This is a genomic window from Sphaerotilus uruguayifluvii (assembly GCF_013294065.1).
Taxonomy (GTDB): Bacteria; Pseudomonadota; Gammaproteobacteria; order Burkholderiales; family Burkholderiaceae_C; genus Sphaerotilus; species Sphaerotilus uruguayifluvii.
Genome location: NZ_JABSNM010000002.1, coordinates 349,130 through 365,519, shown reverse-complemented (window position 1 = coordinate 365,519; position 16,390 = coordinate 349,130). Strand labels below are relative to the sequence as shown.

Annotated in this window: 13 protein-coding genes; 10 read left to right on the top strand and 3 right to left on the bottom strand. The window is 72.3% G+C overall.

Annotation, left to right across the window (positions count from 1 at the left end; genetic code table 11):
* Window positions 1-135: 135 nt before the first annotated feature.
* The 10 genes from HNQ01_RS03965 to HNQ01_RS03920 all read left to right on the top strand — a co-directional run bounded on the left by HNQ01_RS03965 (window position 136) and on the right by HNQ01_RS03920 (window position 13,335).
* Window positions 136-2,139, top strand: a complete 2,004-nt coding sequence (locus HNQ01_RS03965) for a bifunctional metallophosphatase/5'-nucleotidase (RefSeq protein ID WP_286180443.1) — start codon at window positions 136-138, stop codon at window positions 2,137-2,139.
* 40 nt (window positions 2,140-2,179) lie between these two features.
* Window positions 2,180-3,412, top strand: a complete 1,233-nt coding sequence (locus HNQ01_RS03960) for a tetratricopeptide repeat protein (RefSeq protein ID WP_173804042.1) — start codon at window positions 2,180-2,182, stop codon at window positions 3,410-3,412.
* A 51-nt stretch (window positions 3,413-3,463) separates the two neighbouring features.
* The gene (gene purU / locus HNQ01_RS03955) at window positions 3,464-4,339 is read left to right on the top strand and encodes a formyltetrahydrofolate deformylase (protein ID WP_173804040.1); all 876 of its coding nucleotides are present in this window, start codon (window positions 3,464-3,466) and stop codon (window positions 4,337-4,339) included.
* A 13-nt stretch (window positions 4,340-4,352) separates the two neighbouring features.
* The gene (locus tag HNQ01_RS03950; protein ID WP_173804038.1) at window positions 4,353-5,729 is read left to right on the top strand and encodes an L-serine ammonia-lyase; all 1,377 of its coding nucleotides are present in this window, start codon (window positions 4,353-4,355) and stop codon (window positions 5,727-5,729) included.
* Entirely contained in the window at window positions 5,695-6,783 is a 1,089-nt protein-coding gene (locus HNQ01_RS03945) for a GlxA family transcriptional regulator (RefSeq protein WP_217427390.1), read from the top strand. Before HNQ01_RS03950 ends, HNQ01_RS03945 begins: the two co-directional genes overlap by 35 nt.
* A 100-nt stretch (window positions 6,784-6,883) precedes the next feature.
* Window positions 6,884-8,140 (top strand): sarcosine oxidase subunit beta family protein, encoded by a 1,257-nt coding sequence (locus tag HNQ01_RS03940; RefSeq protein ID WP_173804036.1) that lies wholly within the window; start codon window positions 6,884-6,886, stop codon window positions 8,138-8,140.
* Between the two features lie 26 nt (window positions 8,141-8,166).
* Entirely contained in the window at window positions 8,167-8,484 is a 318-nt protein-coding gene (locus tag HNQ01_RS03935; protein WP_173804034.1) for a sarcosine oxidase subunit delta, read from the top strand.
* Entirely contained in the window at window positions 8,481-11,486 is a 3,006-nt protein-coding gene (locus tag HNQ01_RS03930; RefSeq protein WP_173804032.1) for a sarcosine oxidase subunit alpha family protein, read from the top strand. Before HNQ01_RS03935 ends, HNQ01_RS03930 begins: the two co-directional genes overlap by 4 nt.
* A complete protein-coding gene (locus tag HNQ01_RS03925; protein ID WP_173804030.1) occupies window positions 11,479-12,141 on the top strand; it encodes a sarcosine oxidase subunit gamma in 663 nt (220 codons plus the stop codon). The genes HNQ01_RS03930 and HNQ01_RS03925 overlap by 8 nt, the downstream gene beginning before the upstream one ends.
* A 48-nt stretch (window positions 12,142-12,189) precedes the next feature.
* Window positions 12,190-13,335: a branched-chain amino acid ABC transporter substrate-binding protein gene (locus HNQ01_RS03920; RefSeq protein ID WP_173804028.1), complete on the top strand. Its 1,146-nt coding sequence runs from the start codon at window positions 12,190-12,192 to the stop codon at window positions 13,333-13,335.
* A gap of 61 nt (window positions 13,336-13,396) precedes the next feature.
* Here the strand turns inward: HNQ01_RS03920 and HNQ01_RS03915 are convergent, their stop codons facing one another.
* The 3 genes from HNQ01_RS03915 to betA form a co-directional block, all read right to left on the bottom strand.
* Window positions 13,397-14,290 carry a glycine betaine ABC transporter substrate-binding protein gene (locus HNQ01_RS03915; protein WP_286180442.1) on the bottom strand — a complete coding sequence of 298 codons (894 nt, stop codon included), beginning with the start codon at window positions 14,288-14,290 and terminating at the stop codon, window positions 13,397-13,399.
* A 150-nt stretch (window positions 14,291-14,440) separates the two neighbouring features.
* The gene (locus HNQ01_RS03910; protein ID WP_173804026.1) at window positions 14,441-14,683 is read right to left on the bottom strand and encodes a CBU_0592 family membrane protein; all 243 of its coding nucleotides are present in this window, start codon (window positions 14,681-14,683) and stop codon (window positions 14,441-14,443) included.
* A complete protein-coding gene (gene betA / locus HNQ01_RS03905) occupies window positions 14,680-16,377 on the bottom strand; it encodes a choline dehydrogenase (RefSeq protein WP_173804025.1) in 1,698 nt (565 codons plus the stop codon). The genes HNQ01_RS03910 and betA overlap by 4 nt, the downstream gene beginning before the upstream one ends.
* Window positions 16,378-16,390 lie beyond the last annotated feature (13 nt).

The window sequence follows — 16,390 nt, the reverse complement described above, 5'->3', positions numbered from 1 at the left end:
CTGCCGCAACCGGGTGTCGGCAGCATCTCGGCCGCGTGAACTTTCATGTCGGCGTGACATGCTGCGGTCATCGCGCTGGGGAATCGTCTCGGCATCCAGATCCCGACCCCGACCGTCCCCTCGGAGATTGCCGCGATGTCCAAGCCGACCCCGTCCCGCCCGCCGATGCCCACCGCGCTGCGCCTGCGCGGCTCGCTGATGAACATGCACCTGGTGGCGGTGGCCTGCACCGCGCTGTTCGGTCTGGTCGCCTGCGGCGACGACGGCGACGCGGCCGCCGACACGCCGGCCGCCGCGCCCTTCTCGGTCAAGATCATCGGCTTCAACGACTACCACGGCACGCTGCAGTCGCCGGGCACCTTCGGCGCCAACACCGCGGTGCCGGCGGCGCAGCGCCCGGCCGTCGGCGGCGCCGACTACCTGGCCGGCTGGGTCGCCAAGCTCAGGGCCACCAACCCGAACAGCGTCGTCGTCGGCGCTGGCGACTTCATCGGCGCCTCGCCGCTGATCTCGTCGCTGTTCAGCGACGAGCCGGCCGTCGAGACGCTCAACCGCATCGGCGTGGAGTTCAACGCCGTCGGCAACCACGAGTTCGACCGCGGCGCCACCGAGCTGCTGCGCCTGCAGAACGGCGGCTGCCACACGGTGGCCGGCGCGGCCGACCCGAACTCCTGCAAGGGCGCGACGGTCGGCACGCCCGCGCCGTTCGAGGGCGCGAAGTTCAAGTGGCTGTCGGCCAACGTCGTCAGCACCGCGACCGGCCGGCCGCTGCTGCCGGCCTACGGCGTGAAGACCTTCAACGGCGTCAAGGTCGCCTTCATCGGCATGACGCTCAAGGCCACGCCGACCATCGTCACGCCCACCGGCGTGGCCGGACTCGAATTCCGCGACGAGGCGGCCACCGTCAACGCGCTGATCCCGGAGCTGCGCGCGCAGGGCATCGAGTCGATCGTCGTGCTGGTGCACCAGGGCGGCTTCCAGAGCGCCGGGCTGTCGGACATCAACGGCTGCGACGGCGACCTGGCGGGATCGGACCTCGCCGCCATCGTCGCGCAGCTCGACGACGCGGTCGACCTGGTCGTCAGCGGCCACACGCACGCGGCCTACAACTGCTCGGCCGGCACGGTCGACGTCAAGACCGCAGGCACCGGCACGACGCGCACGCCACGCCCGACCGGCTTGCCCAACGCGCGCGGCCGGCGGGTGCCGGTGACCAGCGCAAGCGCCTTCGGCCGGGTGCTCAGCGACATCGACGTGACGATCGACCCGAAGACCCGCGACATCACCGCGGTCAGCGCCACCAACCGCCTGGTCGACCGCAGCGACGCCAGCGTGAAGCCGGACGCCGCGGTGGCGGGCATCGTCGCGAAGTACAACGACCTGGTCTCGCCGATCGCCAGCCAGGTGATCGGCTCGATCAAGGCGGAGCTGCCGGCCAGCGCCACCGACGCGGCCTGCAACATGCCCGCCGGCGAGCTGATCGCCGACGCGCAGCTCGCCGCCACCGCCGCCAGCGGCTTCGGCGACGCGGTCATCGCCTTCATGAACCGCGGCGGCGTGCGCAGCCCCGGCTTCACCTTCGCGTCCGGCACCGCCGGCGAGGGCGACGGCAACGTCACCTACGGCGAGGCCTTCACCGTGCAGCCCTTCGGCAACAGCCTGGTGACGCTGACGCTGACCGCGCAGGACCTGAAGAACGTGCTGGAGCAGCAGTTCGCCGGCTGCCGCGGCCAGGCCAGCGCCGCCACCCGGATCATGATCCCGTCGAAGGGCTTCAAGTACAGCTGGGACGGCAGCAAGGCCTGCGACGCGCGCGTCAGCAGCGTGACGCTGACGCGCGGCGGCACGACCGAGACGATCGTCGATGCCGCCGGCACGGTGCTGCAGCCGACCAGGACCTACCGCGTCACCGTCAACAGCTTCATGGCCACCGGCGGCGACGGCTTCACGACCTTCCTGAACGGCAAGTCGGCGCTGGGCGGCGCGCAGGACGTCGACGCGCTGAGCGCCTTCCTGGCAGGCTACAAGGCCCCGGCCGCGCCCTACGCCCGCAACGCCTCGGCCGAGGACGGCGGCACGGTGCGCATCCGTCGCGCCGGGGGCACCACCTGCCCGAGCGGTGCGGATCTGTCGTCCTGAACGGGCCCGGCCGGCCCGCATGCCGGCCCTGGCCCCAGCCTTGGCGCTGACCCTGGCGCTGCTGCTGCCGGCCGCCGGGCCGGCGCACGCGCTCACGCCCGCGCAGGCTGCCGAGCGCGCGCAGCTGATGCACGACGGCGAGGCCGCGCTGCGGCAGGGCAGGGCGGACGACGCGGTGCCGCGCTTCGAGCGCGCGGTCGCGCTCGACCACCGCGCCGATGCCGAGATCGCGCTGGTGCGCGCGCTGATGCAGGCCGGCGAGTCGGCGCAGGCGATGACCTATGCCGCGCACGCCGCCGGCGCGCACCGCGAGGTGCCCGAGGGCGCGCTGCTCTACGCCCGGCTGCTGGTGCTGGGCGCACGGCCCGAGGCGGCACGGCGCCTGCTCGACGAGGCGGCGCAGCGCTTTCCGGGCGACGCCGGCATCGCGGCGATGCGGGCGCAGCCGGCCGACAGCCTGGCGCAGCCGGAGGCGGTGGCGGTGCGGCTGCGGCCCTTCGGCTCCGGAGCGGCGCTGCCGCGCGACGTGCGCTGGATCGGCAACGGCACGCTGCTCGGCGCGGCGGCCGACCGGGTGCTGGTGCCGCTGGCGGCGCTGGGCGCGTCGTCCGGTCCGGCGCAGCGGCTGTGGGTGCGCGACGGCCGCGGCCGCAGCGTCGCGGCGCGGCTGCTGCGCCGGCTGCCCGGGCTCGGCCTGGCGCTGCTCGCGCTCGACGCGCCGCTGCCGGTGCGCGCCCGGGCGCGGGCGCTGGGCGACACGCCGGCGGCGCAGGCGCTGCCCGAGCCGGTCGAGCGCGATCCCTTTCCCGGGCGGCCGGTCTACGCGGTGCTGTTCGCGCCCGAGCCGGAGCACGGCGCGGAGCACGGCGGCACCGAGCCCGCCTGGCCGCGGCTGCAGCCGGGCTTTCTCGGCACGGCGGCCACGCCCGAGGATCTGCCCGCGCTCGGCGTCGGCATCGACGCGGCGGCGCCCGGCGGGCCGCTGCTCGACGCCCGCGGGCGCTGGGTCGGCGTGAGCGTGCCCGGCCCGGCCGGCCAGGCGCCGCGGCGCGTGCCGATGTCGCGGCTGCGCGCCGCGCTGGGCCCGGCGCTGCTGCCGCTCGCCCCCGCGCCTGCCGCGCCGGACCCGGCGACGGCCCCCGCCACGCTGGCGGTCGAGGCGCTGCACGAGCTCGGACTGCGCCAGGCGGTGCAGGTCCTCGCCGGCGGGCGCGGCACGGCAACCCCGTGTCGGAATCGGACAAGTCCCGCAGGGCCGGACTGCCGACAGTGAGGGCCGACGGACCGCGTGGCCGGTCCGCTGTCCTTCCCGAGGTGGCTCCAGATGACCGACTCCCCTTCGCCGCGTCGCTACGCGCTGACGCTGGCCTGCCGCAGCGCCTCCGGCCAGGTGGCCGCCGTGGCGGCCTTCCTGGCCCGGCAAGACGCCTATGTCGAGCAGTTCACCGTCTACGACGACCCGCCGACCGCGCGCTTCTTCGTGCGCGCGGTCTTCCGCCGCGCCGAGGCCCGCGCACAGGACCTTGAGCTGCTGCGCGAGGAATTCGCCGTGCTGGCGCCGCAGTGCGGCGCGCTGCAGTGGCAGGTGCATGACCTGGCGCAGCCGCTGCGCGTGCTGCTGATGGTCTCCCGGCTCGACCACTGCCTGGTCGAGCTGCTGGCGGGCTGGAAGCACGGCGAGCTGCCGATGCAGCCGGTCGCCGTCGTCTCCAACCACGAGACGCTGCGCGGCCTGGCCAAGGCCCACGGCCTGCCCTTCCACTGCCTGCCGGTCACGCCCGAGACCAAGGCGGCGCAGGAAGCGCGCCTGCTCGAGCTGGTGCACGACACCGGCGCCGACCTGGTGGTGCTGGCGCGCTACATGCAGGTGCTGTCGGATGCGCTGTGCACCCGCCTGGCCGGGCGGGTCATCAACATCCACCACGGCTTCCTGCCGGCCTTCAAGGGCGCGCGGCCCTATCACCAGGCCTTCGAGCGCGGCGTGAAGCTCATCGGCGCCACCGCGCACTTCGCCACGCCCGACCTCGACGAGGGCCCGATCATCGAGCAGGCCACCGAGCGGGTCGACCATGCGCACGGTCCGGAGGACCTGCTCGCGGTGGGCCGCCAGGTCGAGTCGACGGTGCTGTCGCGCGCGCTGCGCCAGGTGCTGGAGCACCGGGTCTTCATCAACGGCCAGCGCACCGTGGTGCTGCGCTGAGCCCGGAGGCACCATGACCATCAGCGTCTTCGACCTGTTCAAGATCGGCATCGGGCCGTCGAGCTCGCACACGGTGGGGCCGATGAAGGCCGCGCGGATGTTCGTGCAGCGGCTCGACGCGGCCGGGCTGCTGGCGCGCGTGGCGCGCGTCGAGGTGCAGCTCTACGGCTCGCTGGGCGCCACCGGCCGCGGCCACGGCTCGGACAAGGCGGTCGTGCTCGGCCTGCAGGGCCATGCGCCCGACACGGTCGATGTCGACGCGGTTCCGGGCCTGCTCGAGCAGGTGCGCCTGAGCGGGCGGCTGCGCCTGGACGGCCGCCACGAGATCGCCTTCGACGAGCGGCGCGACCTGGTGCTGCACAAGCGCCGCGCGCTGCCCTTCCACGCCAACGGCATGGGCTGCGTCGCCTTCGATGCCGAGGGTCTGGAGCTGGACCGGCGCGAGTACTACTCGGTGGGCGGCGGCTTCGTCGTCAGCCACGAGGGCGGCGAGCCGGCGCTGGTCGCCGACCGCCCCGCGCTGCCGCGCCCGTTCCGCACCGGCGAGGAGCTGCTGGAGCAGACCCGCCGCCACCGCTGCAGCATCGCCGAGCTGATGCGCGCCAACGAGCGCTTCTGGCGCGACGACGCCGAGATCGACGCGGGGCTGGCGCGCATCTGGCAGGTGATGCAGGACTGCGTGGCGCGCGGCTGCCGCACCGAGGGCGTGCTGCCCGGCGGCTTCAAGGTCAAACGCCGCGCGCCCGACCTGCACCGCCACCTGCTCTCTCGCGCCGAGGCCGCGGTGGGTGACCCGCTGCTGGTCATGGACTGGGTCAACCTCTACGCCATGGCGGTCAACGAGGAGAACGCCGCCGGCGGCCGCGTCGTCACCGCGCCCACCAACGGCGCGGCCGGCATCGTGCCGGCGGTGCTGCACTACTACACGCGCTTCGTGCCCGGCGCCAGCCGTGCCGGCGTCGCCGACTTCCTGCTCACCGCCGCGGCGATCGGCATCCTCTACAAGGAGAACGCCAGCATCAGCGGCGCCGAGGTCGGCTGCCAGGGCGAGGTCGGCGTGGCGTGCTCCATGGCGGCCGGGGCCCTGTGCGCGGTGATGGGCGGCAGCCCCGAGCAGGTCGAGAACGCCGCCGAGATCGGCATGGAGCACCACCTGGGCCTGACCTGCGACCCCGTCGGCGGTCTGGTGCAGATCCCGTGCATCGAGCGCAACGCCATCGCCTCGGTCAAGGCGATCAACGCCGCGCGCATGGCGCTGCGGGGCGACGGCAACCACCATGTCAGCCTCGACAAGGTCATCAAGACCATGCGCGAGACCGGCGCCGACATGCTCACCAAGTACAAGGAGACGGCCCGTGGCGGACTGGCGGTCAACATCGTCGAGTGCTGAAGGGCGCGCCGACGCCCTGAGCGGCGAAGCGGCGCCGACGCCCCCGCGCGATCCACGACCGCTGAGCGTCGGCTTCGTGCTGATGCCCGGCTTCACGATGGTGGCCTTCTCCGGCTTCGTCGACGCGCTGCGCCTGGCCGCCGACGAGGGCGACCGCAGCCGCCCGCTGCACTGCCGCTGGAGCGTGCTGGCCGAGGAGCTGCGCCCGGTGGCCGCCAGCAACGGCATCGAGCTGATGCCGACCGAGCGCTTCCGCGATCCCGCCGGCTTCGACTATCTGGTGGTCGTCGGCGGGCTGCTGCCGGGCACGCGCCGGCTGAGCCCGGCGCTGCAGGACTTCCTGCGCCGGGCCGCCGCCTGCGCGGTGCCGCTGGTCGGGCTGTGCACCGGCTCCTTCGTGCTGGCGCGCGCCGGGCTGATGCAGGGGCGGCGCGTCTGCGTGAGCTGGTTCCACCATCAGGACTTCCTGCGCGAGTTCCCCGGCCTGCGCGCCGAGTCGCACGAGATGTTCGTGGTCGACCGCGACCGCCTGACCTGCGCCGGCGGCACCAGCGTCGTGCACCTGGCGGCCTGGCTGATCGAGCGCCACTGCGGACGCGCGGCCGCGTCGAAGGCGCTGCGCATCCTGCTCGAGGAGGGGGCGCTGCCGGCGCGCACGCCCCAGCCCCAGCCCAGCTTCGCCGAGCGCACCGACGACCCGCGCGTGCGCCAGGCGATCTGGCTGATGGAGCAGAACCTCGCCAGCCCGATGCCGCTGCAGGAGGTGGCGCAGAGCGTCAGCATGAGCCTGCGCCACCTCGAGCGCTGCTTCCGCCAGGCCATCGGCCTGGGGCCGCACGAGTTCTCGGTGCGGCTGCGGCTGCGCCATGCGCACTGGATGACGCAGCACACCCGGCTGCCGCTGTCGCAGATCGCGCTGGAGTGCGGCTTCGGCGACAGCGCCGGCTTCTCGCGGCGCTTCCGCGAGGTCTTCGGCTACCCGGCCAGCGCGCTGCGCCGCGGCAAGGTCGACGCGCTGGCGATGAGCGATCCGCTGGCCCTGCCCACGACTTGAGCCTGTCGTGATCCGACAAGAGGGTGTCGCGATGCGGCAATCGCGCCCGGGGTCGGACACGAAGAATGGACCCATCCCGATCAGCCAGGAGTCCAGACAAATGTCAGGCCAGACCTATTCATGGTGGAGCCTTTTCAAGAACGGCCTGAGCCACCACAGGACGTGGGAGCCGGCGTGGACGCGCCGGCCGCTGCAGTCCAGCTACGACGTGGTCATCATCGGCGGGGGCGGGCACGGCCTGGCCACCGCCTACTACCTCGCGAAGAACCACAAGGTGGGCCGCATCGCGGTGCTGGAGAAGGGCTACCTGGGCGGCGGCAACACCGCGCGCAACACCACCATCGTGCGCTCGAACTACCTGTGGGACGAGGCGGCGCTGCTGTACGAGCACGGCATGAAGCTGTGGGAGGGCCTCACCGAGGACCTCAACTTCAACGTGATGTTCAGCCAGCGCGGGGTGTTCAACCTGGGGCACACGCTGCAGGACATGCGCGACATCGAGCGCCGGGTCAACGCCAACCGGCTGCAGGGGGTGGACGCGCATGTGCTGACGCGCGACGAGGTGGCGGCGAAGATTCCGCAGCTCGACTGCAGCCGGCGCAGCCGCTACCCGGTGCTGGGCGCGAGCTGGCAGCCGCGGGCGGGCATCGCGCACCATGACGCGGTGGCGCGGGGCTTCGCGCGGGCCGCCAGCCGGCTGGGCGTGGACCTGATCGAGAACTGCGAGGTGACCGGCCTGGACATCCAGGGCGGGCGGGTGCAGGGCGTGCAGACCAGCCAGGGCTACGTGAAGGCGGGCCGGGTGGGCTGCGTGGCCGCGGGCCACTCGTCGGTGCTGGCGCGCATGGCCGGGATCCGGCTGCCGATCGAGAGCCACCCGCTGCAGGCCTTCGTGAGCGAGTCGATGCAGCGGGTGATCGACACCGTGATCATGAGCAACGCGGTGCACGGGTACTTGAGCCAGTCGGACAAGGGCGAGCTGGTGATCGGCGCGGGCATCGACGGCTACCTGGGCTACGGCCAGCGCGGCAGCCCGCATGTCATCGACCACACGGCGGCGGCCATCATCGAGCTGTTCCCGCAGTTCTCGCGGGTGCGCATGAACCGGCAGTGGGGCGGCATCGTGGACGTCTCGCCCGACGCCTGCCCGATCATCAGCAAGACGAAGGTGCAGGGGCTGTACTTCAACTGCGGCTGGGGCACCGGGGGCTTCAAGGCGACGCCGGGCTCGGGCAACGTGTTCGCGCACACCATCGCCCACGACCGGCCGCACCCGCTCAACGAGGCCTTCTCGATCGACCGCTTCCACAGCGGCCACCTGATCGACGAGCACGGCGCCGCGGCCGTGGCGCACTGACCCGCCTTTCTCAGGACTTGACTGCCATGCTTCGACTGCACTGTCCGCACTGCGACGAACTCCGTGACGAGGAGGAGTTCAGCTACGCCGGCGAGGCCTACATCGCCCGCCCCGAGAACCCCGCCGAGGTCGACGACGCGACCTGGGGCGACTACCTGTTCATGCGCACCAACACCAAGGGCTGGTTCTGGGAGCAGTGGCAGCACGCGGCCGCCTGCCGCAAGGTGTTCGCGGTACGCCGCAACACCGCGACCTACGAGATCTCGGGCAGCTGGACGCTGGCCGAGGGCAAGCCGCTGTTCGAGGCGGAAGTGAAGGCCCAGGGCCTGGGAGAACACGCATGACCGCCCGTCGCGTCGACATCGCCGGCACCCGCATCGACCGCCGCCGGCCGGTCCGCTTCCAGTTCGACGGCGAGCTGCTCTCGGGCTTCGCCGGCGACACGCTGGCCTCGGCGCTGCTGGCCTCGGGCAAGCTGCGCCTGGCGCGCAGCTTCAAGTACGGCCGCCCGCGCGGGCTGATCGGCGCCGGGCCCGAGGAGCCCAACGCGCTGGTGCAGATGGAGGAAGGCGCGCACACGGTGCCCAACATCAAGGCCACGCAGGCCGAGCTGTACGAGGGCCTGAAGGCGGGCTCGACCTCGGGCTGGCCGTCGCTGGACTTCGATCTGAAGGCCGTCATCGGCAGCGCCTCGCGCTTCATGCCGGCGGGCTTCTACAGCAAGACCTTCAAGTGGCCGCGCAGCTTCTGGCCGGCCTACGAGGCGGTGATCCGCAAGTTCGCCGGCTTCGGCAGCGCGCCGGTCGAGCCCGATCCGGAGCACTACGACCACCTCCACCACCATGTCGACGTGATGGTGGTGGGTGGCGGCGCGGCGGGCCTGCTGGCGGCGCTGCAGGCCGGTCGCGCCGGGCTGAAGACGATCCTGGTCGACGAGCAGTGCGAGCTGGGCGGCTGGCTGCTGTCGGAGCCGGGTGCGAACATCGACGGCCGTGACCGCGACGCCTTCCTGGCCGCGACGCTGGCCGAGCTGGCGGCGATGCCTCATGTCACCTGCCTGAGCCGCACCACCGCCTTCGGCCTCTACCAGGACAACCTGGTGCTGGCGGTCGAGCTGATGCAGGACCACCTGCCGATCGGTGCCCGCGAGGCGCACCTGCCGCGCCAGCGGCAGCACAAGATCCGCGCCCGCCACGTCGTGCTGGCCACCGGCGCCATCGAGCGCCCGCTGGTCTTCGGCAACAACGACCTGCCCGGCGTGATGACGGTCTCGGCCGGCCAGACCTTCCTGCGCCGCTACGGCGTGCGCGTGGGCGACACGGTGGTCGTCACCGGCACCAGCGACCTGATCTACGACGCGGCCAACGGCCTGGCCGCCGCCGGCGCCAAGGTCCATGTGGTCGATCCGCGGGCCAACGGCTTCGCCCGGCGCCTGGACGCCGGCATCACCGTGCACCAGGGCTTCGCGGTGGCCGAGGCGCGCGGACGCAGCCAGGTCAAGGCCGCCCGCCTGGTCAAGCTGCATCCCGACCGCGACGAGGTGGTCGGCTCGGGTCCGACGATCCGCTGCGACGCGCTGCTCAGCTCCGGGGGCCTGTCGCCCACCGTGCACCTGTTCTGCCACGACGGCCGCCGCCCGACCTGGGACGAGCGGGTCGCCGCCTTCGTCGCGCCGCGCCAGGGCCGCGAGGGCGTGGCCTGCGTCGGCGCCGTCACCGGGGCCTTCGAGCTGCAGGACTGCCTCGCCCAGACCACCGAGGCGATGCAGCAGGTGCTGCGCACGCTGGGGGCGCCGGCGCTGCTGGCCGAGCCGGTGTGCCGCAGCGCCCCGCGCCAGGGGGCGCGCCCGATGTTCCGCGTGCCCGACGGCCGCCCCGAGGGCACCGGCGCCAAGGCCTTCGTCGACTACCAGAACGACGTCACGGCCGCCGACATCGAGCTGTCCATCCGCGAGAACTGGCAGCACATCGAGCACGTCAAGCGCTTCACCGCCCTGGGCTTCGGCACCGACCAGGGCAAGCTGTCCAACGTCAACGGCTTCGTCATCGCCGCGCGGGCCCTCAAGCGCCCGGTGTCCGAGGTCAGCACCACCACCTACCGCCCCGCCTACACCCCGGTGAGCCTCGGCGCGCTGGCCGGCACGATGGAGGGCGAGACCTTCGACCCGGTGCGCACCACCGCCATCCACGCCAGCCACCTGGCCCGCCACGCCGAGCTGGAGCCGGTGGGCAACTGGATGCGCCCCTGGTACTTCCCGAAGAAGGGCGAGGACATGCACGCCGCGGTGGCCCGCGAGTGCCGCGCCGCCCGCTCCGGCGTGGCCGTCATGGACGCCTCCACGCTGGGCAAGATCCAGATCGACGGCCCCGACGCGCGCGAGTTCCTCAACCGCGTCTACTCCAACGCCTGGAGCCAGCTGGCGCCGGGCAAGTGCCGCTACGGCCTGATGCTCGACGAGAACGGCATGGTCATGGACGACGGCGTCACCGCCTGCATCCACGACCAGCAGTTCTACATGACCACCACCACCGGCGGTGCGGCCAAGGTGCTCAACTGGCTGGAGCGCTGGCACCAGACCGAGTGGCCCGAGCTGCGGGTCTGGATGAGCTCGGTCACCGACCACTGGTCCACCGTGGCCCTCGTCGGCCCGAAGTCCCGCCAGGTGCTCGCCCGCCTGTGCAAGGATATCGATCTCTCGCCGGAGAAGTTCAAGTTCATGGACTGGCGCGCCGGCACCGTCGCCGGCCTGCCCTGCCGGGTCTTCCGCATCAGCTTCTCGGGCGAGGTGAGCTACGAGCTCAACGTCGAGTCCGGCTACGGCCAGGCGCTCTGGGAAGCCGTGATGGAAGCCGGCGCCGACTTCGACATCACCCCCTACGGCACCGAGAGCATGCATGTGCTGCGCGCCGAGAAGGGCTTCATCATCGTCGGCCAGGACACCGACGGCTCCATGACCCCGCACGACCTGGCCATGGGCTGGGCGGTGAGCACCAAGAAGAAGTACAGCTTCCTGGGCCAGCGCTCGCTCTCGCGCAGCGACACCGTCCGCGCCGACCGCAAGCAGCTCGTCGGCCTCCTGCCCGAGGACCCCGCCCACGTGCTGGCCGAAGGCGCCCAGATCCTCGAGAGCACCGACATCAGCCAGACGCCGACCCCGATGCTCGGCCATGTCACCAGCAGCTACCTCAGCCCCGAGCTCGGCCGCGCCATCGCCATGGCCGTCGTGCGCGGCGGCGCCCAGCGCGAGGGCCAGCGCCTCTTCGCCATGGCCGGCGGCCGCATCACCCCGGTCAAGGTCGTCTCGCCCGTCTTCGTCGATCCCAAGGGAGAACGTCAACATGCCTGAGCTCCGCTCCCCCCTGGCCCACCTGCCCCTGGGCCCCGCCGGCGCCGGCCCCTTCGCCCTCACCGCCGCCGAGCTGCCCGACCTGGGCTACCTCGTGCTGCGCGGCCGGCAGGCCGATGCCGACTTCATGGCCGCCGCCGCGGCCGTCCTGGGCGCACCCCTGCCCACCCGGCCCCGATCGGTGCTGCGCTGCCCCGCCGGCGTCGTCCTCTGGCAGTCGCCCGACGAGTGGTGGCTGCTCTGCCCCCGCGACCAGCGCGACCGCCTGCTCGACGCCCTCCAGCTCGCCCTGGCCGGCCTCTTCGCCCAGGTCGTCGACAACAGCGGCGGCTTCACCAGCCTGCGCGTCTCCGGCCTGCCCCACCTGCAGCTGCTGCGCCACCTCACCCCCTACGACGTCGAGGCCCTGCCCGCCGGCGACTGCGTCTCCACCGTCGTCAGCAAGGCCTCGATGACCATCCTGCGCAGCGACCCCGCCGGCGTCGCCCTGGTCTTCCGCCGCAGCTTCGCCGACTACCTCTGGCGCCTCATCGAGCGCAGCGCACGCCCCTACGGCCTCCGGCTCGTCGAGGCCCGCCAGTGCCCAGACACCCTGCTCTCGCCCCTGCTCGCCGCCCGGCCGGCCCAGGCGCCGGGGCAGCGCCGGGCCGCCTGAGCTTCGCCGACCTTTTCTTCTCGCAGATCGAACAAGGACCCCGCACTCATGAAACGACGCACTGCTCTGTCCGGCCTGCGGCTCGCGCCGCTGGCCCTCTCGCTCGGTCTGGGCCTGACGCTGTCGGCGCAGGCCCAGGAGGTGGTGAAGATCGGCTTCACCGGCCCGCTCTCGGGCGGCCAGGCCGCCTACGGCACCGACAACCGCGACGGCCTGCTGCTGGCGGTCAAGGAGCTCAACGCCCGCGGCGTGCAGGTGGGCGGGCGCAAGGTCAGCTTCGAGGTGGTCGCGCAGGACGACGCGGCCGACCCGCGCCAGGGCGTGGCGGTCGCGCAGCTGCTGGCCGACGCGCATGTGCGCTATGTCATCGGACCGTACAACTCGGGCGTGGCCATTCCGGCCGGCCGGGTCTACCACGACGCCGGCATGCTGATGCTGACGGTGGCCTCCAACCCGAAGGTCACGCAGCTCGGCTATCCGCGTCTGTTCCGCGTCGGCGTCAACGACGCGCAGGTCGGCATGTCGATGGCGGTGCATGCGGCCACGAAGATGAAGGCCCGGACGGTGGCAGTGATCGACGACCGCACCGCCTACGGCCAGGGCCTGGTCGAGGAGTTCGTGGGCGAGGCCAGGCGCCAGGGCATGACGGTCGTGCGCCAGGAGTACACCACCGACAAGGCCACCGACTTCACCGCCATCCTCAGCTCGATCCGCGCTGCGCAGCCCGACGTGGTCTTCTACGGCGGCTACTCCTCGCAGGCCGGGCCGATGCTGCGCCAGATGGTCACGCAGGGCATCCGCGCGCCCCTGCTAGGGGGCGACGGCATCTGCACCACCGAGACCAGCCGGCTCGGCGGCGGCGGCCTGGCCGACGGCCGGGTGTTCTGCAGCCAGGCCGGCGTGGTGCTGGACCAGGCCGACGCGGGCCGCGCCTTCGCGGCCAAGTACCGCGCCGCCTACCAGCGCGATCCGCTGACCTACGCGGTGTCCTTCTACGACGCGGCGATGCTGCTGGCCGACGCGATGCAGAAGACCGGCTCGACCGATCCGGGCAAGCTCGCCGAGCAGCTCGCCGCCGGCCGCTACGTCGGCGTCGCGGGCGAATACGCATTCAACGCCGCGCACGACCTGAAGCAGTCGCCGGTGAGCGTCTACGGCTTTAAGGGCGGTCAGCCGCAGGCGCTGGGACGCTGAGCCGGCTCGCCGAGTCGAAAGCAGAAGGGCCGGGGCAGAACCCCGGCCCTTCCTGCGTCGCTTACTTGCCCGCTGCAGCCACCCAGCGGTCCACCTGCTCGCCGTGCGAGGCGATGTAGGCGGCGGCCTCCTTGGCGGCATTGCTGTCGCGGGCCTTGAGCATCACGCCCTCCAGGTCGGCCAGCGAGATCTTCAGGTTGCGGATGAAGGCGGCAGCCGCGGGGAAGTCGGCGCTGAAGCCCTTGCGCGCCAGCGCGTGGATCGACTCGGCGCCGCCCAGCGCCTGCTTCGGATCCTCGAGATAGCGCAGCTTGTACTGCGAGAACATCCAGTGCGGCGACCAGGTGGTGACGACGATCCACTGCTTGCGCTGGATCGCGCGGTCCAGCGCCGAGACCATCGCCGCATCCGACGCGGTCAGCAGCTTGTAGTCGAGGCCGTAGGTCTTGATCGCGGCTTCCGACAGCTTCATCAGGCCGGCGCCGGCGTCGATGCCCTGGATCTTGCCGCCGAGCTTCTCCATGACTTCGGGCTTCTTCAGGTCGTCGATGGTCTTCAGCGTCGACACCGGGATGTCGGCCGGCACCGCCCAGCCCAGCTTGGCGTCGGTGTAGAGCGCGCCCAGGTCCTCGACCGTGCCCTTGACCTTCTCGTAGTAGGCCTTGTGCGTGCCCGGCAGCCAGGCCATCAGCATCAGGTCGATCTGGCCGCGCTCCAGGCCTGCGTACTGCAGCGCCACGTCGGTCATCACCAGCTCGACCTTCTGCGCCAGGCGCTGCTCGAGGATGAGCTTGGCGATGTTCGTCACCGCCTCGGCGTCGGACCAGGCGGTCCAGCCGATGCGGATGGGCTTGGCCTGGGCCAGCACCGACAGCGGCGTGCCCGCCAGCGCCAGGGTCGTGGTCGTGCCGGCCAGGAAATGCCGGCGATTCATCAGGGCCTTGTCGTCAGTCATGGAAATGCTCCAGAAAGAGGGGTAGCGGAATGGTGTGTGACCGACTCCACGTTAAGGCCGCGATGATCGCCGGGATGATCCGGGAACGACACCAAGATGTCCTGCGGCGACAAGCGCTCCATCGGGCCCGGACGGGGCGGCGGCCGGCCCTCAGCGCCGGCTTTTCCACCAGCCGGTCAGCGTCAGCAGCAGCCACAGCGACTGGCTGAAGAAGGATGAGATGTTGAAGGCGCCCAGCAGCGACACCAGCACGCACAGCGGCCCGATCACGTTGAGCGCGACGATGCGCCCGCTGCGCGGCGACTCGTGGCGCACCTGCACCAGGAAATGCGCCACCACATAGGCGCCCACGCCGCACAGCCCGACCAGGTCGAGCAGCCCGAGCCGGATCATGCCGGCTGGGCCTGGCGCCGCGCGGGCTGGCCGTCGGCGCGGAACCAGGCCGCGCTTGAGCGCGGCAGCGCCGGGCGGCCGCGCACCGCGTCGGCCAGCTTCTCGGCGATCATGATCGTCGCCGCGTTGAGGTTGCCGGTGATGATGCGCGGCATGATCGAGGCGTCGATCACCCGCAAGCCCTGCAGGCCGTGCACCCGGCCCTCGGCGTCGACCACCGCCATCGGGTCGGCGGCGTCGCCCATGCGGCAGCTGCACGAGGGGTGCAGCGCCGTCTCGGCATGCTCGCGCACGAAGGCGTCGATCTCGGCATCGGTCTGGATCTGCATGCCCGGCTTGATCTCGCGGCCGCGGAAGGCGTCCATCGCCTGCTGGCCGATGATCTCGCGCGTCAGGCGCACGCCGGCGCGGAACTCGCGCCAGTCGACCTCATGGGCCATGTAGTTGAACTGCAGCCGCGGCGCCGCCCGCGGGTCGCGGCTGGCCAGGCGCACGAAGCCGGTGCTGGGCGAACGCATCGAGCCGACATGGCACTGGAAGCCGTGCGCCTTGACCGGATTGCTGCCGTCGTAGTTCATCGCCAGCGGGATGAAGTGGTACTGCAGGTTCGGCCAGGCGAACTCCTCGCTGCTGCGGATGAAGCCGCCGGCCTCGAAGTGGTTCGACGAGGCGATCCCGGTCCCTTTCAGGTACCACTCGATGCCGATGGCCGGCTTGTTGTGCCACAGCAGCGCCGGGTAGAGCGAGACCGGCTGCAGGCATTCGTACTGCAGGTACATCTCCAGGTGGTCCTGCAGGTTCTCGCCGACGCCGGGGCGGTCGATCACGACCGGAATGCCCAGCGCGCGCAGCGCGTCGGCCGGCCCCACGCCCGAGCGCAGCAGCAGCTGCGGCGAGGCGATCGCGCCGCTGCTGACCAGCACCTCGCGGCGCGCGCGCGCCTGCCGCATCTCGTCGCCCTGCAGCCAGGCCACGCCGACGGCGCGGCTGCCTTCGAACAGCACCCGGTCGCTCAAGGCGCGGGTGCGCACCGTCAGGTTCGGGCGCTGGCGCGCGGCATCCAGGTAGGCCAGCGAGGTGCTGCAGCGTCGCCCGTCGGCGGTGGTGGTGCGGTCCATCGGACCGAAGCCTTCCTGACGGTAGCCGTTCAGGTCGTCGGTACGGGCGTAGCCGGCCTGTTCTCCGGCGCGCACGAAGGCCTCGAACAGCGGGCTGATGTCGGCCTTCGGCGTGGTGACGTGCAGCGGGCCCTCGCCGCCGTGCCAGTCGTTGGCGCCCTGGTCGCGGGTCTCGGACTTGCGGAAGTAGGGCAGGCAGTCGGCGTAGCTCCAGCGCTCCAGGCCGGGCTGCTGCGCCCAGCCCTCGTAGTCCATCGGGTTGCCGCGGATGTAGACCATGCCGTTGATCAGCGACGAGCCGCCCAGGCCCTTGCCGCGGCCCTGCGTCATGCGCCGCCCGCCCATGTGCGGCTCGGGCTCGGTGACATAGGCCCAGTTGTAGGTGGTGCCCTGCAGCGGGTAGGCCAGTGCCGCGGGCATCTGCGTGCGCCAGTCGAGCCGCCAGTCGGGGCCGCCGGCCTCCAGCAGCAGCACCGAGACGTCGGCATCCTCGCTCAGCCGCGCGGCCAGCACGCAGCCGGCCGAGCCGGCGCCGACGACGATGTAGTCGAACTCGTCGGGCAGGGTGTCCTTCATGGCGAGCCCTCCT

Bases quoted from the DNA above. Each gene is read 5' to 3' on its own strand.
- HNQ01_RS03915 (WP_286180442.1), bottom strand. From the start codon at position 14,290: ATGACTGACGACAAGGCCCTGATGAATCGCCGGCATTTCCTGGCCGGC.
- purU (WP_173804040.1), top strand. From the start codon at position 3,464: ATGACCGACTCCCCTTCGCCGCGTCGCTACGCGCTGACGCTGGCCTGC.
- HNQ01_RS03920 (WP_173804028.1), top strand. From the start codon at position 12,190: ATGAAACGACGCACTGCTCTGTCCGGCCTGCGGCTCGCGCCGCTGGCC.
- HNQ01_RS03910 (WP_173804026.1), bottom strand. From the start codon at position 14,683: ATGATCCGGCTCGGGCTGCTCGACCTGGTCGGGCTGTGCGGCGTGGGC.
- HNQ01_RS03930 (WP_173804032.1), top strand. From the start codon at position 8,481: ATGACCGCCCGTCGCGTCGACATCGCCGGCACCCGCATCGACCGCCGC.
- HNQ01_RS03965 (WP_286180443.1), top strand. From the start codon at position 136: ATGTCCAAGCCGACCCCGTCCCGCCCGCCGATGCCCACCGCGCTGCGC.
- HNQ01_RS03950 (WP_173804038.1), top strand. From the start codon at position 4,353: ATGACCATCAGCGTCTTCGACCTGTTCAAGATCGGCATCGGGCCGTCG.
- HNQ01_RS03935 (WP_173804034.1), top strand. From the start codon at position 8,167: ATGCTTCGACTGCACTGTCCGCACTGCGACGAACTCCGTGACGAGGAG.
- HNQ01_RS03925 (WP_173804030.1), top strand. From the start codon at position 11,479: ATGCCTGAGCTCCGCTCCCCCCTGGCCCACCTGCCCCTGGGCCCCGCC.
- HNQ01_RS03940 (WP_173804036.1), top strand. From the start codon at position 6,884: ATGTCAGGCCAGACCTATTCATGGTGGAGCCTTTTCAAGAACGGCCTG.
- betA (WP_173804025.1), bottom strand. From the start codon at position 16,377: ATGAAGGACACCCTGCCCGACGAGTTCGACTACATCGTCGTCGGCGCC.